19 protein-coding genes are annotated in these 18251 nt (G+C 32.5%); 6 read left to right on the forward strand and 13 right to left on the reverse strand.

The window, feature by feature from the left end:
- Positions 1-46: 46 nt before the first annotated feature.
- Positions 47-634, reverse strand: a complete 588-nt coding sequence (locus AWE51_RS03830; protein WP_066309708.1) for a hypothetical protein — start codon at positions 632-634, stop codon at positions 47-49.
- Positions 635-730: 96 nt separating this feature from the next.
- Between AWE51_RS03830 and AWE51_RS03835 the strand changes: the two genes are divergently transcribed.
- Positions 731-1615, forward strand: coding sequence for a M28 family metallopeptidase (locus AWE51_RS03835; protein WP_066309711.1), 885 nt, complete (start codon positions 731-733; stop codon positions 1613-1615).
- A 50-nt stretch (positions 1616-1665) separates the two neighbouring features.
- Here the strand turns inward: AWE51_RS03835 and thrC are convergent, their stop codons facing one another.
- The 4 genes from thrC to thrA are packed head-to-tail and all read right to left on the reverse strand — an operon-like array spanning position 1666 to position 6724.
- Positions 1666-2955 carry a threonine synthase gene (thrC, locus tag AWE51_RS03840; RefSeq protein ID WP_066309713.1) on the reverse strand — a complete coding sequence of 430 codons (1290 nt, stop codon included), beginning with the start codon at positions 2953-2955 and terminating at the stop codon, positions 1666-1668.
- Positions 2956-2978: 23 nt separating this feature from the next.
- Positions 2979-3341 carry a RidA family protein gene (locus AWE51_RS03845; protein WP_066309721.1) on the reverse strand — a complete coding sequence of 121 codons (363 nt, stop codon included), beginning with the start codon at positions 3339-3341 and terminating at the stop codon, positions 2979-2981.
- Between the two features lies 1 nt (position 3342).
- Positions 3343-4272, reverse strand: a complete 930-nt coding sequence (locus tag AWE51_RS03850) for a homoserine kinase (RefSeq protein WP_066309722.1) — start codon at positions 4270-4272, stop codon at positions 3343-3345.
- A gap of 7 nt (positions 4273-4279) precedes the next feature.
- Positions 4280-6724: a bifunctional aspartate kinase/homoserine dehydrogenase I gene (thrA, locus tag AWE51_RS03855; protein ID WP_066309724.1), complete on the reverse strand. Its 2445-nt coding sequence runs from the start codon at positions 6722-6724 to the stop codon at positions 4280-4282.
- 339 nt (positions 6725-7063) lie between these two features.
- Between thrA and AWE51_RS03860 the strand changes: the two genes are divergently transcribed.
- Together AWE51_RS03860 and AWE51_RS03865 are read left to right on the forward strand one after the other, a co-directional pair.
- Positions 7064-8599: a bifunctional ADP-dependent NAD(P)H-hydrate dehydratase/NAD(P)H-hydrate epimerase gene (locus AWE51_RS03860; RefSeq protein WP_066309727.1), complete on the forward strand. Its 1536-nt coding sequence runs from the start codon at positions 7064-7066 to the stop codon at positions 8597-8599.
- Between the two features lie 112 nt (positions 8600-8711).
- Positions 8712-9584, forward strand: coding sequence for an anti-sigma factor (locus AWE51_RS03865; RefSeq protein WP_082832302.1), 873 nt, complete (start codon positions 8712-8714; stop codon positions 9582-9584).
- A gap of 64 nt (positions 9585-9648) precedes the next feature.
- Here the strand turns inward: AWE51_RS03865 and AWE51_RS03870 are convergent, their stop codons facing one another.
- From AWE51_RS03870 to AWE51_RS03885, 4 genes are all read right to left on the reverse strand, one after another.
- Positions 9649-10590, reverse strand: a complete 942-nt coding sequence (locus AWE51_RS03870; protein ID WP_066309732.1) for a leucine-rich repeat domain-containing protein — start codon at positions 10588-10590, stop codon at positions 9649-9651.
- Complete coding sequence (locus tag AWE51_RS03875) at positions 10583-11560, reverse strand: hypothetical protein (RefSeq protein WP_157766011.1); 978 nt, start codon at positions 11558-11560, stop codon at positions 10583-10585. The genes AWE51_RS03870 and AWE51_RS03875 overlap by 8 nt, the downstream gene beginning before the upstream one ends.
- Positions 11538-12434, reverse strand: a complete 897-nt coding sequence (gene xerD, locus AWE51_RS03880; RefSeq protein ID WP_066309736.1) for a site-specific tyrosine recombinase XerD — start codon at positions 12432-12434, stop codon at positions 11538-11540. The genes AWE51_RS03875 and xerD overlap by 23 nt, the downstream gene beginning before the upstream one ends.
- Before the next feature lie 99 nt (positions 12435-12533).
- Positions 12534-13115, reverse strand: a complete 582-nt coding sequence (locus AWE51_RS03885) for an outer membrane beta-barrel protein (protein WP_066309739.1) — start codon at positions 13113-13115, stop codon at positions 12534-12536.
- A gap of 297 nt (positions 13116-13412) precedes the next feature.
- Between AWE51_RS03885 and AWE51_RS03890 the strand changes: the two genes are divergently transcribed.
- The 3 genes from AWE51_RS03890 to aroQ all read left to right on the forward strand — a co-directional run bounded on the left by AWE51_RS03890 (position 13413) and on the right by aroQ (position 15168).
- Complete coding sequence (locus AWE51_RS03890; RefSeq protein ID WP_066309740.1) at positions 13413-14003, forward strand: porin family protein; 591 nt, start codon at positions 13413-13415, stop codon at positions 14001-14003.
- Between the two features lie 119 nt (positions 14004-14122).
- Positions 14123-14749, forward strand: a complete 627-nt coding sequence (locus AWE51_RS03895; RefSeq protein ID WP_082832303.1) for a porin family protein — start codon at positions 14123-14125, stop codon at positions 14747-14749.
- Positions 14746-15168 carry a type II 3-dehydroquinate dehydratase gene (gene aroQ, locus AWE51_RS03900; RefSeq protein ID WP_066309745.1) on the forward strand — a complete coding sequence of 141 codons (423 nt, stop codon included), beginning with the start codon at positions 14746-14748 and terminating at the stop codon, positions 15166-15168. The genes AWE51_RS03895 and aroQ overlap by 4 nt, the downstream gene beginning before the upstream one ends.
- An 82-nt stretch (positions 15169-15250) precedes the next feature.
- On the opposite strand, the gene lpdA is transcribed toward aroQ, so the two are convergent.
- From lpdA to msrB (AWE51_RS03920), 4 genes are all read right to left on the reverse strand, one after another.
- Positions 15251-16642 carry a dihydrolipoyl dehydrogenase gene (lpdA, locus tag AWE51_RS03905; protein ID WP_066309747.1) on the reverse strand — a complete coding sequence of 464 codons (1392 nt, stop codon included), beginning with the start codon at positions 16640-16642 and terminating at the stop codon, positions 15251-15253.
- Positions 16643-16802: 160 nt separating this feature from the next.
- Complete coding sequence (locus tag AWE51_RS03910) at positions 16803-17303, reverse strand: hypothetical protein (protein ID WP_066309748.1); 501 nt, start codon at positions 17301-17303, stop codon at positions 16803-16805.
- Positions 17304-17330: 27 nt separating this feature from the next.
- A complete protein-coding gene (gene msrB, locus AWE51_RS03915) occupies positions 17331-17726 on the reverse strand; it encodes a peptide-methionine (R)-S-oxide reductase MsrB (RefSeq protein ID WP_066309751.1) in 396 nt (131 codons plus the stop codon).
- Positions 17719-18213 carry a peptide-methionine (R)-S-oxide reductase MsrB gene (gene msrB, locus AWE51_RS03920; RefSeq protein WP_066309754.1) on the reverse strand — a complete coding sequence of 165 codons (495 nt, stop codon included), beginning with the start codon at positions 18211-18213 and terminating at the stop codon, positions 17719-17721. The genes msrB (AWE51_RS03915) and msrB (AWE51_RS03920) overlap by 8 nt, the downstream gene beginning before the upstream one ends.
- Positions 18214-18251: the final 38 nt, after the last annotated feature.

Below are 18251 nucleotides of genomic sequence, written 5' to 3' on the forward strand. Positions count from 1 at the left end.
AAATCAAGAAAAAACTTCAAAATAAAATTATAATGAGACTATATGTTTATTTGCAAACAATGTTATTTTTTATGGTATTCATCTTTTTCCAAATAGGATGCTCAGTATCTTGTGGAGATATTTTAAAAAACACATGATGTTTTTTTTCTTCACCGCAATAATTAGTATTTACTATAAAATTGAGTTTTAGCTCTTTTTTGGTAGTAAATGCATCATAGGTTAACAACTTACCTACATAATAGTTATCTTTTACTTTTTCAAAAAATGCTTTTGATTTAGGAATTTGTATAGATGTATTTTGATCTGATGAAGAAACCACTTGCATTAAGCCGTCAAAGTAAGTTTCTATTTCGAGTTCTAATTTTTTTGCTGATAACTTAGGATTTTCATCTACAACCCATAAAAAAGCACATGAAAAATATTCAGGGCTTCCTTTTGTTCCCCAACCTGGTGCAAAACAAACATTTTCAAAACCAGTATAATCAAGTTTTGGAGCAAATTCTATAGGGAAATCAAGAACTTCTGTTCTCCAATTTTCAGGTACAATTAGTCGATTCTTTGAGGATTTCTCATTACTACATTGACAAAATAATAATATGAATATAAAAAAGGGTATGGTTTTTGCAAATTTCATTTTTGAAGTATTATTTTAGAAATAAAAGTACTAAATTAGAATATAATAAAAATTTCCTAAATTTGACAACTGTAAACGGAATACAAAACCTACAAAATGAAGTATTATAGAACAATTTTACTAGCATTCGTTTTTATAGTTCAGTTAGCCCCAGCTCAATCTGAACAAGATCGAATAGAAGCCGAGATTATTAATGTCCAAAGAAATATTGTGGCAAAATTAACAGGACATGAACCTATTAAAGGAAAGAAAAAATTAGCGAGTAGATCGACTAAATCAGAACGAAAAGCTACAGCAGATTTTTTATTTAATGAATTAAAAGATTCTGGGTTAAAACCAGAGAGAGATTCATACAATGTGCAAGATAAAAAAGGAAATCAATTTGCCGGTACAAACATCTTTGCAAATATACCTGCTACCAATGGTAGTGATGAATATGTTATTATTTGCGCACATTATGATACTGTCGAAAATAGCCCAGGAGCAGTTCATAACGCAACAGGTGTAGCTATAGCATTTTATGTGGCAAAAAAAATTGCAGAATTAGAAAATCGTAATAAAAATTTCATGGTTGTTTTCTTTGACCATTGGAAAAGCAATATGATAGGTACGCGAATGTTTACCAAAAAGCTTCAAAAAGATGGCGTTAATATACATTCAATGCACAGAGCTGATTATATGGGATGGGATAATGATGAAGATAGAGCGATTGAATTATTAGCATCTAATTTAAGTTTAGAATCTTTGTATCGTATAGAATCTCCAGTACCAATTTATAAAAGAACTGTTGCTACTCCAGAAAGTAGATTCTTTTCTAACTTTGGTTATGAAACAGTAACATTAACGGCAGAGCTTAAAAATGCTGATAATTCACCATTTGTTCGTCAAAGTGAAGATAAATACACTACAGTAAATTTTAAATACTTAGCATCTACAACCGATATTACCTACAAAGTAATGAAGGCTTTAGCATCGCAATAAAATAAATCAGGTTTACTAGTAGATTATATATAATATATCAAAAGGAGTTCTTATTGTAATAAGAACTCCTTTAGTTTTTTATAACTATCTATAGAAATGCTTTTCTTTTCTTTATCAATTACTTTTTGAATTCGTTCTGGAATTTCTATTTGAGTGGCTAAAGTTTCTTCTACAACATCTAAAAATTTTACAGGATGGGCAGTTTCCAGAAAAATACCATAATCATCTTCTCCTAAAGATTGCTTTTTTAATCCTAGATATCCTACAGCACCATGTGGATCTGCAACATAACCAGATTCATTAAATATCACTTTCATTGCTTCTTTAGTTTCTTGATCATTAAAGCTATATGCAGAAAAACTATTTTTTAATGAAGAAAAATCATTATTGAAGAGATTTTGAATACGTATAAAGTTACTAGGGTTACCAACGTCCATAGCGTTAGAAATTGTAGCTTTAGAAGGTTTAGGCTCATATGTAGAGCTTTCTAAATATCGAACAACGGTATCATTAATATTTGTTGCTGCTACAAAATGTTTTACGGGTAATCCCAATTTATTGGCAACAATTCCGGCACAAATATTACCAAAATTTCCACTCGGTACCGAAAAAGTAATGTTCTTGTTTTTGTTTTTAATCTGTTTGTATGCAAACAAGAAATAAAATAATTGTGGTAACCATCTAGCTACATTGATTGAGTTTGCCGATGTTAACTGTTTGTGATCCGTAATACTAGTATCTAGAAATGCCGATTTTACCATTTCTTGACAATCGTCAAAAACACCATCTACTTCAAGCGCTGTAATATTCTGGCCTAATGTTGTTAGTTGTTTTTCTTGTATCTCACTGACTTTACCGGTTGGATATAGGATAACTACATCAACACCTTTTACTCCTAAAAATCCATTGGCTACTGCACCTCCGGTATCACCAGATGTGGCTACTAAAACAGTAACATGGTTTTCATTGTTTTTATTAAAATATCCAAGACATCGTGCCATGAAACGGGCTCCTACATCTTTGAATGCCATAGTGGGGCCGTGAAAAAGCTCTAAAGTTCCAATATTTTCCTCAACGGATATTACAGGAAAATCAAAGCTAAGAACATCTTCTAAAATATCCCGTAGTTCTATTTCTGGGATTTCATCTCCTACAAATTGCTGAATTGCTTGATAAGCTATTTCTACATTATCTAGGTTTTCGATGTTTTCAAAAAAAGATTTTGGTAGTGGAGTAATATGTTCAGGAAGATATAATCCTCGATCAGGAGCAAGCCCTTTAATAACCGCCTCAGAAAAAGAGACATTAGGGGCTTCATTATTTAAACTATAATATTGCATTATGAATTATTCGAATTATATGTTTATACTATTGCAGAGAATTCAATTTCAACTAAAATTTCTGGCGAAATTAATTTGGATACTTCGACCATTGCCGTAGCGGGTTTTATAGCTCCAAAATACGCTCCATGTGCTTTACCAATATTTTCCCATTTAGAAATATCGGTACAGTAAATTCTAGTTCTTATGACATTAGACAGGTCGGCACCAAGATCATTAAGAGCCTTTTCGGCAATCTTTATGATTTCTATGGTTTGTTCATACTCATCTTTTCCTGGAGCTGTAGTGCCCGAAATTTCTATGGTATTGCCAATTTTGATAGCTCTGGAGTATCCAACAATATCTTCCCATGGAGAACCTGTCGCTATTTTTTTAATTTCTTTCATATTAAACTTCAATTATTTTAATACCGTCATTATTAATTTTAGATATATGAATATCAAATTTGAGACCCGTTTTACTGTAAACATTACGTATTGCGTCTGCAACAAGGGTAGCAGTTTTATCTCCTTTGCTTAATGCAAAAATAGAAGGACCAGATCCAGAAATTCCACAGCCTAAGGCTCCACTTGAAAGAGCAGCTTCTTTTACAGCAGTAAATTCGGGAATTAATATAGATCGTAAAGGTTCAATGATGACATCTTCAAGACTTCTACCTATAAGTTCATAATCTTCTGTAAATAATCCTGCAACCAAACCTCCTACATTTCCCCATTGTTGTATAGCTTGTTGTAGGGATACGTTGTGTTTGATAACAGATCTTGAATCAGAAGTTTTTACTTCGATTTGTGGATGAATAACAGTAATCATTAAATCTTTTGGTGTATTTAATTTAATAACATCTAAAGGCTTATAACTACGAACTAATGTAAATCCACCAAGTAGGGCAGGAGCAACATTATCTGCATGGGCATTTCCACTCGCGAGTTTTTCTCCTTCCATGGCAAAGGCAATTAATTCTTGTGATGAAAAAGGAGAATCTAATAAATAATTTACTGCCCAAACAGCGCCGGCGCTACTAGCGGCACTACTTCCAATACCACTTCCTGCTTTAATTTTTTTATAGATTTCTATGGTAACACCAATTTCCTTTTTATAAGCTTTAAGTAAAGCTTCAACAGCCACACCTGCAACATTTTTGTGTGTTTCTAACGGAAGGTTAGCCCCATCTATTTTTGTGATTTTTACTTCTGGATTAGATGTTAATGAAATAATCATTTCATCTCCAACTGTATCTAAACAGCATCCAAGTACATCAAATCCACAAGATAGATTAGCTACCGTAGCAGGAGCAAATATTTTAATACTTTTATTCATTGGTATGCTATTTTTTTCCAATTCTAATGATATCTGCAAAAATACCTGAAGCAGTGACATCGGCACCTGCACCGGCACCTTTTACAATTAGTGGTTGTTTTGGATATCTATCAGTGTAAAATAAAACAATATTATCGCTTCCTTCTAGGTTGTAGAATGGGTGATCAACGGGAATATGTTGTAATCCTACTTTTGCATTACCATCTTCGTATTGGGCGACATATTTTAATCGACATTGTTTTTGCTCCGCATCTTCCAAAATTTTACCAAAATGATTTTCATGTTCTTTCACAGAATTTAAAAAATCTTCAACTGTAGTGGTATCAAGACAATCTTGCGGAAGGAAAGAATCGTTCTCTATATCTTCAAGCTCCATTATTTTACCACTCTCTCTCGCTAGAATAAGAATTTTACGGGCTACATCGATACCACTAAGGTCTATTTTAGGATCAGGCTCTGTATAACCTTCTTGTTGAGCTTGTTTTACAATTTCATGAAAAGTAACCCCTTTTTTATAATTGTTAAATACAAAATTAAGACTTCCAGAAAGTACCGCTTGTATTTTATGTACATTATCTCCAGAAGCTATTAGATTATTAAGGGTATCAATTATAGGCAGACCTGCTCCCACATTCGTCTCATACAAAAATGAAGCACTAAATTTTCTAGACAAACTTTGTAGTTCTTCATAATTTGTATATTCATCGGCACATGCAATTTTGTTGCATGTAACTACCGCCATGCTTTCTGCTAAATAATGTTTATAAATTTTAGCAATATCAGGATTGGCAGTATTATCAACAAAAATAGAATTACGCAAATTCATTTCTTGTGCTGTTTTAAAAAATTGCTCAGCATTTGCAGGCTCTCCATCTACTAGAAATTTTTCCCAAGAATTAAGATCGATTCCTTTTTCATCAAAAGCCATTTTTCTTGAATTAGAGAGTCCAACAACTCTAATTTTTAATCGAAGTTTTTCTTTTAAATATTTATTTTGTTGCTCTAATTGACTTAATAACTTGCTTCCAACATTTCCTACTCCTGTAATAAAAAGGTTTAGTTGTTTTGTTTTAACTTCAAAGAAACGTTCATGTAATATGTTGAGCGCCTTTTTAATATCCTTTTCTTCAATGACGACGGATATGTTTTTTTCTGAAGCACCTTGTGCAATAGCTCTAATGTTGACATTGTTTTTTCCTAAAGTACTAAACATCTTACCGCTTAATCCTTGATGATGATACATGTTATCACCAACAAGGGCAACAATAGCTACCTCATTTTCAATTTTTACGGGATTTAGCTTCTTTTTAGAAATTTCAAATTCGAAAGTACGATCTAGAATACTTTTAGCTTTTTCTGCATCAACAGATTCTATCGCTAAACAAATAGAATGCTCTGAAGAGGCTTGAGTAATCAGAATTACATTAATATTATCAAGAAATAAAGCTTCGAATAATCGTTTAGAAAATCCAGGAATTCCTACCATACCACTACCTTCAAGAGAAATAATAGCTATATTGTCTATATGCGTAATTCCGGTTACAGGTTTTTGTCTCTGGTCTACTTTTCTAGTTATAGCTGTACCTTTGTCTAATGGTTTAAAGGTATTTTTAATAACTATTGGAATATCTTTATCTAATACTGGATGTATTGTAGGAGGATAAATTACTTTAGCTCCAAAATGTGATAACTCCATCGCTTCTTGATAAGAGATATGTGATACAGGTTTAGCCTGTTTCACTAATTTCGGATTAGCAGTATACATACCACTTACATCTGTCCAAATTTGTAACTGTTCAGCATCAATTGCTGCTGCCAAAATGGCTGCCGTAAAATCAGATCCACCTCTTCCTAGTGTTGTAGGTTCGCCATCTTGAGTTTTGGCTACAAAACCAGGAAAAAGACATATTCTATGTGTGTTTTCCTTATGAAAGGAGAGAATTTTAGTATTTGTTTCCTTATAATCAATAGCAATTTTAGTACTATCCGTTTTTACAATAACTTCACGAGAATCTTTAAAAGTAATATCTAATTCTTTTACTTTCGCGGCTTCGGTTATAATATATGATGAAAGCATTTCACCAAAACTGGCTATTACAGCAGCAGTTTTATCAGATAACTCACTTAATAAATACACGCCTTCACAAAGTGATTCTAAAGTATTAAGCTGCGCTTTTACTTTGCTTATTATAGCACTTTGATTAATCACTGGAATTAGAGCCTTAACTGTATCTAAATGTCTTTTCTCTATTTCTGCTAATGTATTTTTATAGTTCTCATTATTTGTAGAAGCTTCCTCACCAGCTTTTAATAACAAGTCGGTTATACCACCCATTGCCGAGACAACTACAAATAGTGCTTTTTCCCGAGATTGTTCTTTAATAATTTCTATTACATTCTCTATGGTAGTAGCATTAGCTACAGAAGAACCTCCAAATTTTAGAACGTTCATAATATATTTTTTAAGTAATAAATTAATTGATAAACTTGTCTTCGGTAGCTTATAATTCTAATAAACTACGTACTTTCTTTGGTGATATATAAATAATTAACCCCTAAGGGTAATAATAATTGTAGTACGCGTAATAGAAGTAATCCCAGACACAATAGCTGTTCCTAAAGAGATTAATATAGCCGAGATGAAAACGGTACTAAACATTAGTTTATCTTGATTTGAGATCAAATGTATAATTTTTTATTTTTAGAGAAAATTAAATCAATACAATGTATAAACTTTTGTTAATTCAATAATTTATCTCATATTTCATTATATAATTCCTAATTAAATCAAATGAAAATATTTTCTGCACAACAAATGCGAATGGCAGATGAAGCTACTATTACTTCAGAGAAGATTAGTTCTCTAGACCTAATGGAAAAAGCTGCCACACAAACTTTTAATTTAATACATCAGAAATTACAAGGATCACCTATTGTTATTCATGTTTTTTGTGGTCTTGGTAATAATGGGGGAGATGGATTAGTAATTTCTAGATTATTGGTGCAGCATGGGTATACGGTACAAACATATATTGTTAATTTTAGTGATAATCGATCCAAGGATTTTTTGATAAACTATGATCGTCTTAAAGAAATTGTTACAACATGGCCAACACAACTTAAATCTGAAGATGATTTCCCAAAGATAAAAAATGAAGATATGGTTATAGATGCGATCTTTGGGATTGGTCTTAATAGACCTATGGTGCCTTGGGTAGTTTCTTTAATAAAACATATTAATAAAACAAGAGCTTTTAAGTTGTCTATTGATATTCCGTCTGGTCTATATTCTGACAAAGGGCCTGAAGATAAGAATGGAGTTATTTTTGCCGATGTAACGGTAGCATTTCAGTTACCAAAACTAGTTTTCTTTTTACCAGAAACAGGAATCTATTCTAATGATGTAGAAGTAATAGATATTGGCCTTGATAGAAATTTTATTATGAATACTGCCGGAATAGCAGAATTAATAACTAAAAATGAAATATTACCATTATATCGTCCCAGACATAAGTTTGGTCATAAAGGTACATATGGGCATTGTGTTTTAATCGGAGGTAGCTATGGAAAAATGGGAAGCGTTACGTTGGCTACAAAATCGGCCTTAAAAGTAGGAACAGGTTTAGCAACAGCATATATCCCGGAATGTGGTTATGAAGTTTTACAAACGGCTGTGCCCGAAGCTATGGTTATAACAGACGATGATGATGAGTTAGCAGAAATTAATCTTGATATCACACCAGCAGCGGTTGGAATTGGAATCGGGCTTGGAACTAGCACAAAGACCGTAAAAGCTTTTGAAGAGTTTTTGAAGAATGTTACTTTTCCTCTTGTTATCGATGCAGATGGGATAAATATACTGGCGAAACATCAAGAATTTTTGGAACACCTTCCTAAACAAACAATTTTAACTCCGCATCCTAAAGAGTTAGAACGTTTGATTGGTAAATGGGACGATGATTTTGATAAATTAAGAAAGACGAAAGCGTTTTCGAAGAAATATCATTGTATAATTGTTATAAAAGGAGCCAATACAATCACTATTAATCAAGATATTATGTATGTAAATAGTACAGGTAACCCGGGTATGGCTACTGCAGGGAGCGGAGATGTACTTACAGGAATGATTACAGGATTATTATCTCAAGGATATAATCCATTACATGCTACTGTTTTTGCAGTTTATCTTCATGGAAGTTCTGGGGATTTGGCTGCCCAAAAATCTGGTTTTGAGGCAGTAATAGCAAGTGATATTCTCTCAAATATTGGAAATGCTTTTCTAGAACTATTTAGATCCCCTGATCAGAATGTTCAAAAACAATCTTAAACGTAGATTATATGTAAAAAGAATGTGGTTTTAACATACAATTTTGTCTTTGTTTTAGAGTTAATTATTGTAACCTTGATATTCTTAATTGATAACTTGAAAAAACAAAATGATGACAAAAAGAATTTTAGTAGTAGCCCTGAGTATTGCATCGCTATTCATAACCTCATGTTCTAGCGATGATGGACCGCCTACATCTAATTTGACTCTTGAACTAATCGGATTAGAACCATTAACAGGGGGAGCGTCTTATGAAGCTTGGCTTGTGGTAGACGGAGAACCGGTATCGATTAATAAATTTTCTAGTGTAGGAACTACTACAGTTTTTCCAGTAGTAACAACAACATTAGAGAGTGCAACAGAGTTTTTCTTATCGATAGAAGCACCAAATGATGCTGATCCAAAACCGTCTAAAACAAGAATTTTAACAGGTACTTTTACGGGAAGCGTTGCACAGGTAGTTTCAACCACTGTAATGGCCGATTTTTCTTCTGTTTCAGGAAAATTTGTAATGGCAACACCAACTGATAATGTATCGGATAATGATGAATTTGGAATTTGGTTTGAAGACCCAAGTGGGATTCAGGTAGCTCCAGGTTTAGACTTACCACCACTTGCCGATGGATGGAAATATGAAGGTTGGGTTGTGTTAACAAAAAATGGAACATCATTTCCTGTTTCTACTGGTACATTTAGTGATGAAACAACATTTGATGATGCTTCGCCATATAGTGGTAATGGTAATGCTCCTGATTACCCAGGTGAAGATTTTATTAATAGTGCACCACAAGGGTTAACATTTCCAGAGGATGGTGATGTGAGAGGTAAAATGGTAGTAATTTCTGTAGAGCCATCTCCAGATTATGATCAAGCGACTCCCTTTTTTATAAAACCTCTTACAGGAACAGCACAGCAAAATGTTGCACCCGCAATAAACACTCTTACAGCTAACAATAATGTGCCTTTTGGCAGAGTTGTTAGATAAATAAACAATAGAATATATACAAACGGCCTCTCATATAAGAATTTTGAGAGGCTGTTTTTTTACCTTATTTTTGCTCAAAAGAAAGCAAGAAAAACCCCTTAAATAACTTCTTTGCTTTAATTTTTTCTTTTTCTGTAATTGGATTATTGTCTAAAATTAATCCAGCTAGTGAGTACTTTTCGGCTTCATATACTGTTGGGATTGTATTAATTTTATTATTATTCATGTGGACCATAAAAAGGGATTTCATAGTCGTGAATACTTTTGGTAATTGAGTGAATTCATTATACCCTGCATGGATTACCCAAGTTTTCATTTTAGACATTTCTTTAGGTAATTTTTGTAACCGATTATGATCGATATATAGAAATCTAACCTGATTAACTTTGCTAATTTCGGGCGGTAACTTATCTAGTTGATTGTGATCCAACCATAAAGAATATAAATTAGGAAGCATCCCTAGTAATTCAAAGTTTCTGGCAGTTTTTATCGTGTTAAAAGATAAATTTAGATCTTTGATGGTGGGTATAGTTTTGATGTTTTCAGGGAGCTTAGAAAGTTCGTTTCCTTTAAGGTTAAGAAATTCTATGGGCAATTCGGCAATAAGGTCAAAATTATATTCTAGATCAATTTTTGGATTGTATGCCAGTGATAATTGTTTTAGTTTCGATAACTGTTTAATAGACTCTGGTAATTTTTCGATACTTAGACTATCAAGTATTAAAATTTCAATAGTATTATATTGTGCTAATTGTTCGAATACTTGTTGTAGATCTAATTCAGGATTAGAACTTATATCGAGCATTCGAAGATCTTTTATTTTCTTAATGGATTCTGGAAGTGATTTTAGATTTTGATTACTTAAATCTAATCGATGTATTTTTGAAATATTGTTTTGTTCAATTTTAGAGAATGTTGGGCTATAAAAATTAGTATATGTAGAACAACTATTACTAAAGATTGCCAAGGTAACTATTAGAATATATGTATAACTTCTCCTACTCATTAGAAACTTCTTTTTTCAATACATTACCACTAATTTCAATGTACAATTTATTTTTTGTTTCCACTTGCCAAGGAAAACGGGGATTTAGCCCCAAACCATCATGTAAGGTATTTTGGATATAAGCTCCCGTTTTTTGACTATTTAATCCTATTTTAGAGTGTACTGATACATATTCTTCTTGGTATGTACCATATACATATACATTTCCATAAAAGAGATCTACAATAGGGGGTAAGGTGTACCAAACATTTTTGCGACCATTATCTGAATTTATAGGATTTCTTGGAGATCTACTATAATCAGGTCTGGGGGTAAATAGATCTATACCAAACCCTAACTGATAAATAGTTTCGGGTCCTTTTATTTTAGTAAATCCAAGATCTAGAGATCCTGTAACACCATAATCGGTTCCTGCTCCATTGAATAAACCAATTTTTAAGTCATTTCTAAATGCAAAATGGAAATTGTGATTTGCATTACTGAATCTCATTAATAAAGCACCTCTTTTAAGTCCATATGATTTTAAATTATTTGGTAATACCTCTTTGCTAACCCCAAATCCTAATCCGTTAAATCCCCCTTTCCCTAAAGGGTTAAATAAAAGTGCTGTATTTGTATTAAATACAGTAGCTCCAAGTAAATTACTGTTTTTTCCAACCCCAGCTAGACCAAAGAATTCGTAGTAATAAGCAAATCCCTCTGTTTTCAAAGTATGTCTTTTTAAGAATGCATAAGAAGCCAAAGATAATCCGCTTTCTAAAGCAATATCGCCATAGCTTAAAGTTCCTAAACCAGATACCCCAACTTTAAGCCATTGATTTTGATTTCCTAATGTAATTTCAGCTTTGACTAAGACACCACCATTAGCCTTAAACTTTTGCGCTAACAGTTGAGGGGCATTAAAAAAAATAAGAAAGATTACTATGATGCCAAATGAGTGCTTCATATTATCTTCGTGGATGGAATTCATTCATAACTTGAGTTAAATGACTACGGTCAATATGCATATATATTTCTGTAGTCGTAATACTTTCGTGACCTAACATAAGTTGTATGGCTCTTAAATCCGCACCGTTTTCTAATAGATGGGTAGCAAAAGAGTGTCTAAAGGTGTGCGGACTTACTTGTTTATGAATACCTGCTTTTTCGACTAGTCGTTTTACAATAGTAAATATCATGGCTCGTGTGAGTTGTCTGCCTCTGCGATTTAGAAATAGGGTATCTTCAAAACCTTTCTTAATGTCGATATGGTTACGTATTTCCTGAGTATAAATGGTAATAAACTTTTGTGTAGTTTCTCCAATAGGAACAAACCTTTGTTTATCTCCTTTTCCTGTAACACTTATATAACCTTCTTCAAAAAATAGATTAGATAATTTTAATTCAATAAGTTCTGTAACTCTTAATCCACAACCGTATAAAGTTTCTATAATTCCTCGGTTACGTTCACCTTCTGGTTTGCTAAGATCAATTTGCGCAATAATATGATCGATTTCTTCGACAGATAAAGTATCGGGTAATTTTCTGCCAATTTTAGGAGATTCTATTAACTCCATAGGGTTTGTTTCTCGATAATCTTCAAAAACTAAGTAATTAAAAAAACTTTTTAAACCAGAAATAATTCTTGATTGCGAACGGGCGTTTACTAATTTTGCTGTTTCAAAAATGAACTGTTGTAATATTTCCTTTTCTATTTGTAAAGGAGAAGTATCTATCTCACCAGCCTCAAGAAATCCTAGTAAACGTTTAAGATCTAGATGATAATTAATTATAGAATTTTCAGAAAGACCTCTTTCAATTCTTAAATAGTGAATATAATCTTTAATAGCATGTTCCCATTTCATCTGCTTTTCAATAGATTTTCAGAATTATTAGTACTAAGATATAAAAAGTAAGCCACCTCGATCTCTTGAGGTGGCTTTTATTACTGATTTGATACTAAGTTAAAATTTATAGACTAATCCTAAGTTAATATTGTCTAAGTTTAGGCCAATCGAAAAATTATCGCTAGACTCACCTTGATCGGGATTAGCTGTTGCATAGGATAAAGCTCCCCAAGCTGCTTCTAGTGCAAAATTGTTATTTAAAAAATAACTTACTCCTGGACGCAATGTTAGTGCGAACCCATCTGTAGTAGAATCAGTGGTGCCGTTATCAAAATTAATTGATTGATAATCAATGCCAAATTCACCAAAGATTGAAAATTTACTTGCTGGAGTAAAATAATATCTCCCAAAAGCTCCTGCAGTAATAGTATTTGTATCTGTGTCAATAGCACCGTTTTCTTGAGATATTGTTTGATACGAAATCCTAGCTCCTACGGTAATATTTTCAGAAACGAAATATCCAACTCTTGGAGATACAGAGAATGACGAAGTCTTGTCATCACCTGTAGATGAAGAATTAAAACCAAAAGAGCCTGAAATAAAGGCATCTCCTTTTGTAAATCCTTCTGTAGTTTCGTCCTGTGCTTGTACAGCACTAAAAGCCAATACTGCTATTGCAGTTAAAATCAGTTTTTTCATAATAATTGTTGTTTAAAGTTGGGACTAAACTATAGAATATACTTGTATAAAAAGTTAAAATACTCTCAATTTTAAGTGTTTTTAGTACTCTTTTTAGTAACAGATTAGTTTTTTTATGCTTTAGATTAAGGTTTTGACTTCTTTTTAAAACTTTAAAGTATTGTATTACAAGGGGTAATCAATTTGTATCTAGATTCATAACAAAAATAATATATAAAAAACATGTTTTTGTCGTTAAAAAGTATAATTTTATCGATGAATTACAAATAAATAAACATTCATTTTAAATCAATCATTATGAAAAAAATTTTATTAGTAGCTGTATTAGCTTCTTTTAGTTTAGTAACTACTGCCCAAGAAGAGGGTATAAGATTTGGAGCCAAGGCAGGGGTTAACTTTGCAACAATTACAGGAGATGGTACAGATGATGTAGATGGTAAAACGGGTTTTCATTTAGGAGCTATTGTTGAAATTCCTATTTCTGAAAAATTTGCTTTCCAACCAGAAATACTCTATTCTTCTCAGGGTTCTTCTGAAGAGGATGGCGGTATTGACTCTAAGCTTAACTTGAATTATATTAATATTCCATTAATGGCGAAGTATTATATTGCTCAAGGGTTAAGTTTACAAGCAGGTCCTCAAATTGGTTTTTTAGCTTCTGCTAAGTCTAAAACAGAAGGAGACGGTGTAGAAGTGGAAATAGATGCAGATGAGTTTATTAAAGGAATAGATTTTGGACTTAACTTTGGTCTTGGGTATCAATTAGCGGCAGGAATATTTTTTGAAGGTCGTTATAACCTTGGTTTATCAGATATTAATGATATTGATGGGGTTAGTGAAGAAATTAAAAACTCTGTAATCCAATTATCGGTAGGATATAAGTTTTAATGTATTTTAGTAGTACAGATATTAAGAAGCGTTCATTTTATCGGACGCTTTTTTTGTACACTATATTTTCTAGTATTTTAAAAAATAAAACTACTTTTGGTTAGTTATATATTATCATTATGAAAAAATACATATATCTATTTTTTGCAGTATTCATGATTGTGTTCAATGTACAGGGACAAGATGAAGATCCATTATATACTAGAGCAGGTTTTAAACTGGGACTTAATTATAGTAATCTAACTGGAGACATTGATAATGCAGATGCAAGAACACGAATTCATTTAGGAGCAGTAATAGAGTTCCCTATCTCTCAGCGATTTTATATTCAAACAGAAGTATTGTATTCTGCACAAGGATTTACGATTGATGAAAATGGAGAGGAAAATAAAATTAGTCTTAATTATTTAAGTTTACCTGTATTAACAAAATTTTATTTCACACCAAAGTTTAGTTTTGAAACAGGACCGAGATTATCAACATTGGCAAGTAGTTCAAGATCAATAGGTGATGAAGATACCGAAGATGAGTTTTTTGAAGCTTTTAATGATGTTGATTTTAGTTGGATGATAGGAGCAGGGTACAAAGCAGAAAGCGGTATGTTTTTTCAATTACACTATGGGCTAGGGCTTAGTAATGTATCTAATATAGATGGTATTAATAATACTAATTCATTACTACAATTATCTATTGGCTATTTATTTAAAACAAAGAATAACAGAAGACAGGAACCAATATCACAATGAAAATATTAATACTAAATGGCCCAAATTTAAATATGTTGGGAAAAAGAGAGCCTGGTATATATGGAAACCAGACTTTTGAAGATTTTTTTAAAACATTACAAGCGAAATTCTCTGATATTTCATTAACCTATTTTCAATCTAACATTGAGGGAGAATTAATTACAAAAATTCAAGAAGCAGATGATGATTTTGATGGGGTAATTCTAAATGCGGGAGCGTATACGCATACGTCTATTGGTATTGGGGATGCTATTAAAGCAGTAACTACACCAGTAATTGAGGTACATATTTCTAATACATTTGGTAGAGAAGAGTTTAGACACCAATCTTATATTTCACCGAATGCACATGGTGTAATATTAGGTTTTGGTTTACAGAGTTATGAATTAGCAATTCATAGTTTTCTGAATAAATCATAGTATTTTTTCAACATAAAAATAAAATCACCCCAAAATTCTCTGAATTTTGGGGTGATTTTTTATTTAAAATACACTTATACTATTATAAATGTATTACTTCGTCATAGGCATCGGCAACAGCTTCCATAACGGCCTCACTCATCGTTGGGTGAGGGTGGATAGCTTTTAACACTTCATGGCCAGTTGTTTCTAATTTTCGACCTAGTACGGCCTCTGCAATCATATCAGTAACACCAGCTCCGATCATATGGCATCCTAGCCATTCTCCATATTTTGCATCAAAAATAACTTTAACAAAACCATCTTTGGTACCAGCAGCACTTGCTTTACCAGATGCTGAAAAAGGAAATTTACCTATCTTAAGCTCATATCCTGCTTCTTTAGCTTGTTTTTCTGTCATTCCTACACTTGCAATTTCTGGAGAAGCATAGGTACATCCTGGGATATTACCATAGTCTATTGCTTCAACATGCATACCAGCAATTTTTTCAACACATGTAATACCTTCTGCAGATGCAACATGAGCTAATGCTGGCCCAGGTACTACATCTCCTATAGCATAAATACCTGGAATATTGGTTTGATACCAATCATTAACAATGATTTTATCTCTATCCGTAGCAATTCCTAATTCTTCTAAACCTATGTTTTCAATATTTGTTTTGATTCCAACTGCAGAAAGAACAATATCAGCTTCAAGGATTTCTTCTCCTTTTTTGGTTTTAACAGTAGCTTTTACACCATCACCACTCACATCAACACTTTCTACTGAAGAATTAGTCATTACTTTGATACCTGCTTTCTTGAAATTTCTACCAAATTGTTTTGATACTTCTTCATCTTCAAGAGGTACTAGATTAGGTAAAAATTCTACAATAGTTACTTCTGTACCCATTGCATTATAAAAATGAGCAAACTCTACTCCAATAGCACCAGAACCAACCACAATCATCTTTTTAGGTTGTGATTTTAAGGTCATGGCTTCACGGTATCCGATAACTTTTTTACCATCTTGAGGTAAATTAGGAAGTTCTCTAGACCTCGCACCTGTTGCTATAATTATGTGTTTAGCTTCATAAACTGAAGATTTTCCGTCTGCATCTGTAACCTCTATTTTGTCACTAGCTTTTAACTTACCAAAACCTTCAATTACATCTATTTTATTTTTTTTCATTAGGAATTGAACTCCTTTGCTCATTCCATCTGCTACTCCGCGACTTCTTTGTACTACAGCATCAAAATCTTTATCAAATTTTTCTATAGTTAATCCATAATCAGATGCATGTTTTAAATATTCGAATACCTGCGCACTTTTTAACAATGCTTTTGTAGGTATGCACCCCCAATTTAAACATACGCCTCCTAAGCTTTCTTTTTCTACAATTGCAGTCTTAAAACCTAATTGCGATGCTCTAATTGCAGTTACATATCCCCCAGGACCACTTCCTAAAACGATAATATCATATGTGCTCATAAATGTCGATTTTTTTGAAGTCACGAATTTAAGGATAATTCATGAACCAAAAAAGGAATTAGATATTCCCTAACAATTAGATTTTTGGCAATAGAATAAAAAAAACGCTATCAGTTCGATAGCGTTTTTTAAACAGCATGTATATGCGTAATTAATGTTTTTAAAATTCTAAATTCAGTGCGGATTTAACAGCATTTAAATCATTTAAATCTACTTTTGAATCACTGGCAAAAGATGAAGGTACTATAACTACTCTAAAAACCTGATTATCAGTTATGTCCGAATTTAAGCTAGTTAAATCATCACTTTCAAGTACAAACTCTATACTAGCCTTATTTGTTCGTTCATCAAAGATGAAATTGAAACTGAATCTAGCAAATTCTCCTGGTGCAAAATTAAAAGTCTTAGGTAAAGGTTCCCATACATCACCTCCTTCTGCGGCAGATCTTATAGGGTCTAAAATAAAAACTAATGCAACATCAGCATCAAATACTTCTACGTTATTGGGAACAACAGCTTCATCAGCAAAATTATTAGCGGCATTAAAAGTCCGTGTGACTTCAAATGTTCTTGCAAATGTGTCATTATCAAAATCGTCATCATTATTACAAGAAGTTAATAGTAATGCAGTTAAACAAAATAGGGTGAGTATCTTTTTCATAAGTGTAAATAATTTATTAATAGTAATTTATTTTTCGTCAAAATCTATACTTACAGAGTTTACGCAATATCGTTGTCCAGTCTTTGTAGGTCCGTCATCAAAAACATGACCTAAGTGGCTTCCACAATTGGCACATAATATTTCAGTTCTTATCATACCATGTGTTGTATCCCTGATGTATTCTACAGTTCCTTCTATAGATTCATCAAAACTAGGCCAACCACAACCAGAGTCAAATTTAGAAGTACTTTCAAAAAGGGCTGTGTTACATCCCATACATTTGTATGTTCCTTCTTCTGCATGTATATTATATTTGCCTGTAAAAGGTCTTTCTGTACCTTTTTGTCTAAGCACTCTGTATTCTTCTTCTGTGAGCTGATTTTTCCATTCAGCCTCAGTTTTTTTAATTGGATAGTTACTCATTAGTTGTTTTTTTTGGAACAAATACTAAGGCATCTCCATTAATACAATGTCTCATACCTGTTGTTTCTCTTGGTCCATCATTAAATACATGACCTAAATGTCCTCCACATGTACTGCATAATAATTCTGATCTGGCATATCCTAATTTATAGTCAACATCTTTATCAACATTATTTTTTACAGCTCTATCAAAACTTGGCCATCCTGTGCCGCTATCAAATTTATGTTCACTCTGATATAAAGGGGTATTACACGCTGCACAATGAAATGTACCTGGGGCATATAGCTTGTTTAAGACACTAGAAAAAGGTCTTTCTGTTCCAGCCTGTCTCAAAATATAATACTGCTCTGAGGTAAGGATTTTTTTCCATTCTGCGTTTGTTTTAGAAACAGCATAGGATTTTTCCTCTTTTTTTTCTTTTTTCTGTGCGTTACCTGTACAACTTATTACAAGAACTCCTATAAATAATAGAATAAAACGTTTCATAGTTTTTTAATTAAATTTAATAAAGTTTTTCTAATAGT

The organism is Aquimarina aggregata (genome assembly GCF_001632745.1).
Taxonomy (GTDB): Bacteria; Bacteroidota; Bacteroidia; order Flavobacteriales; family Flavobacteriaceae; genus Aquimarina; species Aquimarina aggregata.

Bases quoted from the DNA above. Each gene is read 5' to 3' on its own strand.
- lpdA (WP_066309747.1), bottom strand. From the start codon at position 16,642: ATGAGCACATATGATATTATCGTTTTAGGAAGTGGTCCTGGGGGATAT.
- msrB (WP_066309751.1), bottom strand. From the start codon at position 17,726: ATGAGTAACTATCCAATTAAAAAAACTGAGGCTGAATGGAAAAATCAG.
- AWE51_RS03860 (WP_066309727.1), top strand. From the start codon at position 7,064: ATGAAAATATTTTCTGCACAACAAATGCGAATGGCAGATGAAGCTACT.
- aroQ (WP_066309745.1), top strand. From the start codon at position 14,746: ATGAAAATATTAATACTAAATGGCCCAAATTTAAATATGTTGGGAAAA.
- AWE51_RS03830 (WP_066309708.1), bottom strand. From the start codon at position 634: ATGAAATTTGCAAAAACCATACCCTTTTTTATATTCATATTATTATTT.
- msrB (WP_066309754.1), bottom strand. From the start codon at position 18,213: ATGAAACGTTTTATTCTATTATTTATAGGAGTTCTTGTAATAAGTTGT.
- AWE51_RS03895 (WP_082832303.1), top strand. From the start codon at position 14,123: ATGAAAAAATACATATATCTATTTTTTGCAGTATTCATGATTGTGTTC.
- AWE51_RS03890 (WP_066309740.1), top strand. From the start codon at position 13,413: ATGAAAAAAATTTTATTAGTAGCTGTATTAGCTTCTTTTAGTTTAGTA.
- AWE51_RS03850 (WP_066309722.1), bottom strand. From the start codon at position 4,272: ATGAATAAAAGTATTAAAATATTTGCTCCTGCTACGGTAGCTAATCTA.
- AWE51_RS03870 (WP_066309732.1), bottom strand. From the start codon at position 10,590: ATGAGTAGGAGAAGTTATACATATATTCTAATAGTTACCTTGGCAATC.
- AWE51_RS03885 (WP_066309739.1), bottom strand. From the start codon at position 13,115: ATGAAAAAACTGATTTTAACTGCAATAGCAGTATTGGCTTTTAGTGCT.
- AWE51_RS03910 (WP_066309748.1), bottom strand. From the start codon at position 17,303: ATGAAAAAGATACTCACCCTATTTTGTTTAACTGCATTACTATTAACT.
- AWE51_RS03835 (WP_066309711.1), top strand. From the start codon at position 731: ATGAAGTATTATAGAACAATTTTACTAGCATTCGTTTTTATAGTTCAG.
- AWE51_RS03865 (WP_082832302.1), top strand. From the start codon at position 8,712: ATGACAAAAAGAATTTTAGTAGTAGCCCTGAGTATTGCATCGCTATTC.
- thrA (WP_066309724.1), bottom strand. From the start codon at position 6,724: ATGAACGTTCTAAAATTTGGAGGTTCTTCTGTAGCTAATGCTACTACC.
- xerD (WP_066309736.1), bottom strand. From the start codon at position 12,434: ATGAAATGGGAACATGCTATTAAAGATTATATTCACTATTTAAGAATT.
- AWE51_RS03875 (WP_157766011.1), bottom strand. From the start codon at position 11,560: ATGAATTCCATCCACGAAGATAATATGAAGCACTCATTTGGCATCATA.
- AWE51_RS03845 (WP_066309721.1), bottom strand. From the start codon at position 3,341: ATGAAAGAAATTAAAAAAATAGCGACAGGTTCTCCATGGGAAGATATT.
- thrC (WP_066309713.1), bottom strand. From the start codon at position 2,955: ATGCAATATTATAGTTTAAATAATGAAGCCCCTAATGTCTCTTTTTCT.